The sequence below is a fragment of the Athalassotoga saccharophila genome (genome assembly GCF_009936215.1).
Taxonomy (GTDB): Bacteria; Thermotogota; Thermotogae; order Mesoaciditogales; family Mesoaciditogaceae; genus Athalassotoga; species Athalassotoga saccharophila.
In genome coordinates this window covers 514,152-522,500 of sequence record NZ_AP019551.1, presented here as the reverse complement: position 1 = coordinate 522,500, position 8,349 = coordinate 514,152, and the positions used below count along the sequence as shown (strand labels likewise).

Annotated in this window: 8 protein-coding genes (1 of these 8 cut by a window edge); 4 read left to right on the top strand and 4 right to left on the bottom strand. The window is 39.8% G+C overall.

Annotated elements, in window-relative coordinates; all coding sequences use genetic code 11:
- A protein-coding gene (locus tag ATHSA_RS02585) for an adenosylcobalamin-dependent ribonucleoside-diphosphate reductase (RefSeq protein WP_161847625.1) crosses the window boundary here: on the bottom strand, positions 1 to 1,559 show its 5' portion. 937 nt of this gene lie to the left of the window's left edge; 1,559 of the gene's 2,496 nt are visible here — the first part of the coding sequence; it begins with the start codon at positions 1,557 to 1,559; the stop codon falls past the left edge of the window.
- A 312-nt stretch (positions 1,560 to 1,871) separates the two neighbouring features.
- On the opposite strand from ATHSA_RS02585, the gene ATHSA_RS02580 reads away from it, so the two are divergent.
- Positions 1,872 to 2,810, top strand: coding sequence for a hypothetical protein (locus tag ATHSA_RS02580; protein ID WP_161847624.1), 939 nt, complete (start codon positions 1,872 to 1,874; stop codon positions 2,808 to 2,810).
- On the opposite strand, the gene ATHSA_RS02575 is transcribed toward ATHSA_RS02580, so the two are convergent.
- The 3 genes from ATHSA_RS02575 to ATHSA_RS02565 are packed head-to-tail and all read right to left on the bottom strand — an operon-like array spanning position 2,784 to position 5,815.
- Positions 2,784 to 3,863: a Gfo/Idh/MocA family protein gene (locus tag ATHSA_RS02575; protein WP_161847623.1), complete on the bottom strand. Its 1,080-nt coding sequence runs from the start codon at positions 3,861 to 3,863 to the stop codon at positions 2,784 to 2,786. The two genes, ATHSA_RS02580 and ATHSA_RS02575, sit on opposite strands and share 27 nt — an antisense overlap.
- 52 nt (positions 3,864 to 3,915) lie before the next feature.
- Positions 3,916 to 5,532: a chaperonin GroEL gene (gene groL, locus ATHSA_RS02570; protein ID WP_161847622.1), complete on the bottom strand. Its 1,617-nt coding sequence runs from the start codon at positions 5,530 to 5,532 to the stop codon at positions 3,916 to 3,918.
- 16 nt (positions 5,533 to 5,548) lie between these two features.
- Positions 5,549 to 5,815: a co-chaperone GroES gene (locus tag ATHSA_RS02565; protein WP_161848907.1), complete on the bottom strand. Its 267-nt coding sequence runs from the start codon at positions 5,813 to 5,815 to the stop codon at positions 5,549 to 5,551.
- Positions 5,816 to 6,401: 586 nt separating this feature from the next.
- Here ATHSA_RS02565 and ATHSA_RS02560 point away from each other — a divergent pair.
- From ATHSA_RS02560 to ATHSA_RS02550, 3 genes are read left to right on the top strand one after another with little or no spacing between them, the layout of a single operon-like run.
- A complete protein-coding gene (locus ATHSA_RS02560; RefSeq protein ID WP_197739204.1) occupies positions 6,402 to 7,043 on the top strand; it encodes a metallophosphoesterase family protein in 642 nt (213 codons plus the stop codon).
- Complete coding sequence (gene coaD, locus ATHSA_RS02555; RefSeq protein ID WP_232060112.1) at positions 7,040 to 7,516, top strand: pantetheine-phosphate adenylyltransferase; 477 nt, start codon at positions 7,040 to 7,042, stop codon at positions 7,514 to 7,516. Before ATHSA_RS02560 ends, coaD begins: the two co-directional genes overlap by 4 nt.
- Positions 7,462 to 8,349, top strand: coding sequence for a D-alanine--D-alanine ligase family protein (locus ATHSA_RS02550; RefSeq protein WP_161847620.1), 888 nt, complete (start codon positions 7,462 to 7,464; stop codon positions 8,347 to 8,349). The genes coaD and ATHSA_RS02550 overlap by 55 nt, the downstream gene beginning before the upstream one ends.

Here is an 8,349-nt window from a genome sequence, read left to right as displayed (position 1 = left end):
ACGAGAGGTTCCTTTGTACCATCACTTTTGTTCATGTAACGGGTATATGCGAGTAAGAAATTCGGTTCGAGTCCAGAAGAAGTATCGGCTATATTCGATATGGATCCAGTCGGTGCGACCGTCATAACTGCGACATTTCTGTGAAATTTTGAGAGTTCTACGAATTCTTTTCTTAATTCAATGTCAAGGTCAGAACTTCCCATCGCAAATGGTATAAAACCACCCTCCTGAGCATACTTGCTCTTTTCGTAGAGTGGAAAATTACCCTTCTCCTTTCCGAGTTCGTAAGATGCCCTATGGGACTCGAGCGCGAGTTCTGCCATAAGGTTGGAAGCAAATTTGAAGGCTTCTTCCGAATCGTAAGGTATATTCATCATGTAAAGCAGATCTGCAAATCCCATTATGCCAAGGCCAAGCCTTCTTGATTCTCTAACGGCCCTATCTATCTCTTCAAGCGGAAAGACATTTACATCTATGACATCGTCCAAAAATCTTATGGCTATCTTTGCGATCTGATCAAATGATGCCCTGTCAAATGAGTTACCAAAATAGAATTTTGCAACATCTATTGATCCAAGATTGCATGCCTCGTAAGGGGGAAGTCCTATCTCTCCGCACGGATTCGTAGACTCTATAATTCTGTGTGGATAAAGCGGATTGTACTTGTTCATCTCGCTTAATATTGCAAGACCGGGATCTCCACTTTTCCAAGCATTTTCCGCTATTTTTCTGAGCAATTCTCGTATCTTTACTTTCCTTACTACTCCGGATTTCGGATGATAAAGTTCAATTTCTCCATCTTCTTCGTAAGATTTCAAAATCTTTTCTTTGTCCTTTATTCCAACGGAAATGTTGAAAAACTTAAGAATCGATTCACCGGTGTTATCTCTTTTTGCCTCTATGAATTCTTCAATGTCTGGATGATCTATATCGAGTATGCCCATCAAGGCCCCTCTTCTTTTGTATCCCTGCTCAACTACGGCTATGGCCGAGTTGAAAACATGCATAAAACTAACCGGGCCGGATGCCCTGCCAGAGGTGCCGGCGACAAATGATCCCTTTGGCCTTAGAGAAGAAAAATTAGATCCAACTCCTCCTCCTACCTTTGTTATCAGGGCATAATTTTTGACCGCATCGAAGATGCCTTCTATGCTATCCTCGACCGGGACGACGAAACAAGCGCTTAACATGTGAAGATGGTTCCTCGATTTGTATACCTTTTCGTAATCCTCAAGTGTCATCTCCTCGAGAGGCTTTCTTATCAATTCGTTATCAACGCCGCTTCCGGCATTGAAAAGAGTCGGGCTATTGGGAATGAAAATTCTTGCATTTAAAATGGAGTAAAATTGATCCTCCCAGAATTCTATTTTATCCAGATCTTTTGAATAAAGGTACTCTGCAGATGCGATCACGCGGGCGACCCTTCGAGATACGTCCGACCAGTCATTTTCTATAAAATTACCATTCTGATCTTTCCAAAAATACCTCTCCCTCAAAATATTCTCAGCATTTTCTGTAGGACGAATTTTGGAAAATTTTTCAATGATATCGGTTAACATAAAATCCCTCCTTGAGTATGATTCACATATAGTTTACCCTTTAAAAGTTACATCCAAAATATCCGTTGTTTTGGGATTTGACTACAACTGACTTTATCTTTGAAAAATAAATCGCTTTACATTTCTATCTACCGACTGAAAAGTGGCTCTTGAATGAAAAAAGATCGATCTTAACATGAAATGACACAAATTTCGTGTACAATTATTTTAAAAGTCGATCATAAGGCGAAGGGCAGGATGCCTTGATCAAGACGGGTCAAAAGTAAGATAATTGGCTTTTAAGTTAAAATTTTCGTGAGAAAGGGTGAGATCATGATCGATGTTATTCTTTTGCTTGGGCTGCCGGCGTCGGGAAAATCCGAAATAAGAAGGCTCATGTCCGTTATGAGTGAAAAAGAAAGGGCAGAATTGTTTCACATTGGAAACACATTGGACATAGATGACTTCCCATACGTTTTTTTGATGAGACGTATAGACGAAGAACTTGAAAGAATGGGAGAAAAAAGGATATTCTACGAATCAGATCTTAAACCATTCAAAGATCCGAGAGATTGGCTTACTCTTACCAATTTGATAAATGAAGATTACAAAGATCTTGTCAAAAAGAGAGAATTACCGCGATCTGCCGAATTCGTAATTCAGAGAATAGAAGATAGCGCCAAAATTGCAGGGATCTCTCCAAGACTTTCAAATCTACCGGATAAAGTTCTTAAAGTTGTAGAAAATGCCATAGAAAAAGAATCGCAAAAACTTTTGGACGACAAATACTCAAACTATGGCAAAAAGGGGACAACAATAATCGAATTTTCAAGGGGAGGATCGGCAAATTCAAAATTACCCCTTGACTTTCCCTTTGGATATCGACATTCCCTTCCTTATTTAAGCGAAGAGATACTTCAAAGATCGGTTATACTCTACGTCTGGGTAAGCCCGGAAGAATCAAGAAGAAAAAACCTTCAAAGATCGAATCCAAATGATCCCGGTTCCATTCTCCATCACGGTGTGCCAGAAGAGGTTATGATCAAAGAATATGGAACGGACGATATGATATGGCTCGAAGAAAATTCCGAAAAGCAAGGCACCGTTACCGTTTTGAAGGGCAATAAAAAATTTCATCTTCCTGTCGCCAATTTCGACAACAGAGATGACAAAACAACATTTTTGAGATCTTCTCCACAAACGTGGGACAAAAAACAGGTCGATGCGATTAAATCATCTTTGAAGTCAGCCTTTGAAAGACTTGTCAGATGAATAAACCTTATCCATTATAACCTGAACCTTATGACCATCTTCAAAGGTTGGAACCATTACATTCTCCTTTAAAGATTTGAAAAAGGCTATGAGAGAAGTCATATGGGCATCCACCATAAAGCCAGAGGAAAGTTTGGGAGAAGGATAATTTTGATCTACGAACCTGTAAAAATCATCCGTAAGATCCTCTTTTGAAGGATAAATCATCCTCGAATATTCGTCGAAGACCTTTGCCCTGTAAGGATCATTTGTGTCTATGAAAAGCGTTCCATTTGACGCGTATATCTCAAATCTCATGCCTTCCTTTCCAGCAGCAAGGCGCGATGCTTCCAAGGTTCCAGAAGGTCCGGACTTTAATTTGACGTATAGAAGGGCCCAGTCATCAACATCGACCGTCTTTTCCTCAAATCCATTCTTTCTTTTTTCAATTATCGTCTTGAAAGATGAATGAACCTCCTCGAAATCACCGAGCAAGAAAAGGGTAAGATCTATTATATGGGATCCAAGATCGACGAGCGATCCACCACCACTTTTACTTTTTTCAAGTCTCCATGACATGGGTTTTGATCTGTCGAGATAACTCGAATGGAAAAATTCACCCCGAAAGGCATATACCTTCCCGATCATTCCTTGTTTTACGATCGATCGCGCCATGGCAACGGCTGGAATGAATCTAAGCATGAAGGCGATCTGATTTTTCACCCGATGGGACGAAAGCACCTTAACGATCTCTGAGGTTTCATTTGAGTTCATCGCGAGAGGCTTTTCGCAGTAGACATCTTTTTGCGCCTCTAAAGATTTAACTATTTGATCTTTATGAAGAAAATTCGGAGTGCAGATATCAACAACGTCTACATGATTAAAAATCGATTCGAATCGATCGGTGACATGCTTAAATCCAAGGTCAGCGCCTTCTTTTCTGTGTAATGGAGAGGTTGAGTACAGGTCCTCGAGTTCAACATCAACATCTGATCCGGCAAGTTTCATATTTTTTATGGCCATAAGATGTATTCTCGCTATTCCGCCAAGTCCAGAAAGTCCATACTTTATCATAAAAACCTCCATCAGTGAATTGGCAAAAAAGCGGGCTTTCGCCCGCTTTAGATCAATATTCAGGAGGCATAGGAGGCATTTCTTTTTTCTCTTCCGGCTTTTCAACTATGGCAACTTCAGTTGTAAGCAGCATGGAAGAGATAGAAGACGCATTCTGAAGGGCGCTTCTTGTAACCTTTGCCGGGTCTATTATACCGGCCTCGAACATATCAACGTATTTCCCTTTAAGTGCATCGTATCCATAAGATTTGCTTGGATTGGAAAGTACCTGATTTACAACAACGGCCCCATCGACACCCGCGTTCTGGCAAATTATCTTTATAGGCTCGCTAAGCGCTTTTCTGACTATCATGGCACCGATCTTCTTTTCACCCTCGAGTTTCTCTTCGAACTTTTTGAGTTCCTCAGAAACTCTCAAAAGCGTTACTCCACCACCAGCGACTATACCTTCCTCAACGGCAGATTTCGTAGCGCTTAGAGCGTCTTCGATTCTTTGCTTTTTCTCTTTGAGTTCCGTTTCTGTAGCGGCACCAACTTTTATGACGGCGACCCCGCCAGACAATTTTGCCATTCTTTCCTGTAACGTTTCTTTTTCGTATTCGCTCGTTGTGATCTCGATCTGGGCCTTTATCTGGGCTATTCTATCCTTTATATCCTTTTCTTTTCCGGCTCCATCAACGATGAGAGTGTCATCTTTTCTTACCTTTATGCTCTTTGCACGGCCAAGCATATCGAGAGTTACGTTGTCAAAGTCAAGGCCTATTTCCTCACTTATAACTGTACCGCCCGTCAATATGGCGATATCCTGTAACATTGCCTTTCTTCTGTCTCCAAATCCGGGAGCCTTGACGGCCACAACGTTGAGTGTACCCTTCAATTTGTTAAGCACTAATGTGGTAAGGGCCTCACCTTCAACGTCTTCGGCTATTATGAGCAGTGGTTTACCTGTCTGGGCAATCTTTTCGAGAATCGGTATCATTGGCTTTACAGCGCTTATTTTTTTGTCGGTTATCAAAATAAACGCATCTGAAAGGTTGGCTTCCATCTTTTCAGCATCTGTTACAAAGTATGGAGAGATGTATCCACGATCGAATTGCATACCTTCGGTGAACTCGACGTGCGTTTCCATAGTTTTAGAATCTTCAACGGTTATGACTCCATCCTGACCAACCTTGTCCATTGCCTCGGCTATGAGTTCTCCGATCTCTTCGTTGTTGGCACTTATCGCCGCAACGTGAGCGATATCCGTTCTGCCATTTAACTTTTTGCTAAGTTTCTTTATCTCCTCAACCGCTTTCTCGGTTGCTTCCTGCATACCAACCCTCATTATCATTGGATTGGTGCCCGCAGTTATGTTCTTTATACCTTCCTTTATCATTGCCTCGGCCAAAACGGTCGCAGTTGTTGTTCCATCACCGGCGGCATCGTTGGTCTTCGTTGCAACCTCTTTTACAAGTTGGGCACCGAGATTTTCAAATTTATCTTCGAGATCTATCTCCTTGGCAATAGAAACTCCATCACTTGAAACCGTTGGAGAACCAAAACTTTTTTCAATAACAACATTTCTTCCCTTAGGACCAAGAGTTATTTTAACGGCACTCGCAAGTTTTTGGACACCTGTAAGTATAGATTGTCTTGCGTCTTGATCGAATTTGAGTAACTTTGGCATTGTTCAATTACCTCCTTCATTTTTCAATCTTTGCGAGAACGTCATTCCAGTCGATAAGTATGTAGTCCTCGTCATCGATTTTGATCTCATTTCCGGAATACTTTGCAAAAATGACAATATCTCCCACCTTTACGCTGATATCATCGCCCGTTCCGATCTCGATGACTTCGGCCCTTTGTGGTTTTTCCTTTGCGTTTTCAGGAAGCACAATTCCTCCCGCAGATTTTGGCTCTTCCTTTATCGGCTTTATCAAGAGCCTTTCTCCGAGTGGTTTAACTCTCATCTTTGCACTCATTTTCAAGAAGACCTCCTTCCAAATTAGCACTCTTATACTCTCTCTGCTAATTATGTTATCGCACTTGAAGTTCTATTCAAAGATTCATTTAAGACGATTACAGTTAATTATACACGTTTAAAGGTAATTATTCAAATATATTATGGTTTATCTTTTAAAATCTCCTTATATCATATCATTATGACTTTTCAACAGTCAAAATTTTCAGTAATGGTAAGGCTTTAAATGAGTTTTCAACAGTTTCAACAAAAGTTTTCAACAATCGAAAAACCAAATTGTTGAAAACTCAAAATTTGTCGGTAAAATATGAAAAAAATCGTTGTTGAAAACTTTTTGAGATTTAAATGTCATTTTTTCCCATAACCATGAGGCTTAAAGATGATTTTTACCTTTGACGTGAATTTGTAGTTTTCAACAATTTATCCCCAAAATACTTTTCAACAAGTTTTCAACAAAGTTTTCAACAGTCAAAATTTTCAGTAATGATAAGGCCTGAGATGAGTTTTCAACAATTTCAACAACGCATACTAATAAGAAAAGATCTTAAAATATATTATTATTATAGAAAGGCAAGGTGATAAAATTGATATACGCGATAGGAGACATACATGGATGCTTAGATCCGCTCGAAAGACTGATAGAAAAGGTAAATCCGTCAACACAGGACACGGTAATCTTTCTTGGAGATTACATAGACAGAGGAACAAATTCAAAAGGAGTTGTTGAATTCTTTCTAAGGTTTTCGTCTATACACAAAAACTCAATCTTCATAAAGGGAAATCATGAATGGATGATAACGAAATTTTACGAAACGAGAGATCCAAAAGACTGGGAATTGTGGGAATACAATGGAGCAAGAAAAACGCTCGAAAGTTACGGAGACATAGATAAAATCCCGAAATCACACATCGAATTCTTCCAAAACACAAAACCTTTTTACGTGAAGGACAAATATCTCTTCGTTCACGCAGGGATAAAACCAAACGTAAAACTGGAAGATCAAAAAGAGGAAGATCTTCTATGGATAAGAGATGAATTCATATATTCAGAAAATCCACTGGAAGGATACACGATTGTATTCGGACACACTCCCATGCCAAAACCTTTGATAAAAAATGATAAGATAGGTATTGACACGGGATGTGTCTATGGAGGATATTTAACCTGCGTAAGGATCGAAGACAGAAAAATATTTCAGGTGAGGTGCACAAAGTGAGAGCTATCTATCCGGGATCTTTTGATCCAATAACTTATGGGCACATAGACATAATAAAAAGGGCATCAAAAGTTTTCGACGATTTCACAGTTGTACTTATGAACAACTTAAGAAAAAAACCTCTTTTTTCCGTCGAAGAAAGGCTTTACATGATAAAGGAATCGTTAAAAGGTATGAACGTAAATGTGGACATTCACGAGGGCTTGCTTGTCCAATACGTAGAACAAAATAACGTCAAAATAGCGATAAGAGGATTAAGGGCCGTTGGAGATTTTGAATATGAATTCGAAATGGCTCTCGCAAACAGGGAAATGTGTCCCTCTCTCGAAATGATTTACTTCATGACGGACATAAAGTATCTTTTCCTTTCCTCTTCGATGGTAAAAGAAATAGCACAATTTGGAGGAGAATTAAAAGAATGGGTTCCACCAGTAGTCGAGAAAAAGTTAAGGGAAAAATTCCAAAAGTTGTAGTGCTTTGCGGAGGCACATCTCCGGAAAGAGAGGTCTCCATATCGAGCGGAAAAAATGTGCTAAATGCACTTAGAAATCTTGAAATAAACTCGGAATTAATGGTATGGAATGGAGATTTTAAAGAACTCGAATCTGTAAAGTCGATGTGTTTTATAATGCTTCATGGATCTCCCGGAGAGGATGGAAGCGTACAAAGATTCTTTGAGGAACGGGATATACCGTACACTGGATCTGATTCAAAAAGTTGCGAGATAACGATCGATAAAATCCGAACAAAAGAATACTTCCAAAAATTGAAGATCAAAACACCAAATTGGTCCTACGGGCCAATTTCATTTCCATGTGTTTTCAAGCCAAGGTTTGGAGGCTCGAGCATAGGCGTGAGGATCATTTTTTCAGAGTCTGAGATAGGGAGATCTGAAGATGGATTTTACGAAGATTACATAGACGGAAGAGAGATAACAGTATCGATTCTCGACATAGATGGAAATCCGACTGTCTTACCCATTTTGGAGATAATTCCAAAGGGCACATTTTACGACTACGAGTCGAAATATTCTCCCGATGGATCCAAGTTAATAACTCCGGCTCCATTGAATTTTTGGGAAAGAAATGAAATCGAAAAAGCGGCGTTGAAGGTTTATAAAGAAGTTAACTGCAAGGGATTTGCCAGAATAGATGGTATAATTTTAGATGGTGAATTTTATTTTTTAGAGGTCAACGCAATACCTGGCATGACTCCAACAAGCGATCTTCCAGCCTCGGCTCGGGCATTTGGACTCGAGATGGAAGATGTTGTAGTTGAATTGTTGGACTCTGCACTGAGGAGGTAA

What these genes read in the sequence shown, in the direction of transcription:
- ATHSA_RS02550 (WP_161847620.1), top strand. Translation starts at nt 7,462, where the DNA reads ATGGGTTCCACCAGTAGTCGAGAAAAAGTTAAGGGAAAAATTCCAAAA.
- ATHSA_RS02565 (WP_161848907.1), bottom strand. Translation starts at nt 5,815, where the DNA reads ATGAGAGTTAAACCACTCGGAGAAAGGCTCTTGATAAAGCCGATAAAG.
- groL (WP_161847622.1), bottom strand. Translation starts at nt 5,532, where the DNA reads ATGCCAAAGTTACTCAAATTCGATCAAGACGCAAGACAATCTATACTT.
- ATHSA_RS02580 (WP_161847624.1), top strand. Translation starts at nt 1,872, where the DNA reads ATGATCGATGTTATTCTTTTGCTTGGGCTGCCGGCGTCGGGAAAATCC.
- ATHSA_RS02575 (WP_161847623.1), bottom strand. Translation starts at nt 3,863, where the DNA reads ATGATAAAGTATGGACTTTCTGGACTTGGCGGAATAGCGAGAATACAT.